The following is an 862-nucleotide window of genomic DNA, read 5'->3' as shown; positions in this document are numbered from 1 at the left end:
ATCCGTCTAATGGTGTTAAAGTTATAGAGTGTAAGTGGATTTATAAGAAGAAAAAGGATATGGATGGAAATGTTTATATTTATAAAGTACGATTTGTTGTAAAAGGTTTTCGATAAGTTTAAGGAGTTGATTACGACGAGATTTTTTCGTTCGTAGTGATGTTTAAGTTTATTCGGATTATTTTAGTTATAGTTGTATATTTCGATTATGAGATATGGCAGATGGATGTTAAGACAGTTTTTCTGAATGGAAATTTAGCTGAGGACGTGTATATGATACAGTCCGAGGGTTTTGTCGATTTAAAAAATGCTGGAAAGGTATGTAAGTTTCAGAGATTTATTTATGGATTGAAGTAAGTATTTAGGAGTTGGAATATTCGTTTTGATGAAGTGGTTAAAGGGTTTGATTTTATTAAGAACGAAGAAGAGTTTTGTGTTTATAAGAAGGTTAGTGGGAGTTCTGTAGTATTTTTAATTTTATATGTGGATGATATATTACTGATTGGAAATAATATTTTTATGTTTGAGTCCGTAAAGATTTTACTGAAAAATAGTTTTTCGATGAAGGATTTAGGGGAAGCGGTATATATTCTGGGTATTAAGATTTATAGAGATAGATCGAGAAGGTTTATAGGTTTGAGTTAAGATATTTATATTGATAAAGTGTTGAAGCGGTTCAGTATGGAAGAGGTAAAGAAAGGGTTTTTGTCTATGTTATATGGTATATATTTTAGTAAGATTCAGTGTTTTTCGACTGCTGATGAGCGGGATCGTATGAGTAGAGTATTATATGTTTCGGTTATTGGATTTATTATGTATGTAATGATAAGTATTCGTTCAGATGTTTTATATGTGTTAAGTAT

The 862-nt window shown here is 30.0% G+C and carries 1 protein-coding gene; it reads left to right on the top strand.

The window, feature by feature from the left end; translation table 11 throughout:
- Window positions 1-662: 662 nt before the first annotated feature.
- The coding region (locus ACLJQM_RS48195; RefSeq protein ID WP_410636680.1) for a hypothetical protein at window positions 663-862 on the top strand (200 nt) is incomplete at its 3' end.

It is taken from the genome of Amycolatopsis sp. cmx-4-83, from assembly GCF_046548815.1.
Taxonomy (GTDB): Bacteria; Actinomycetota; Actinomycetes; order Mycobacteriales; family Pseudonocardiaceae; genus Amycolatopsis; species Amycolatopsis pretoriensis_A.
This window is presented reverse-complemented; position numbering and strand designations above follow the sequence as displayed.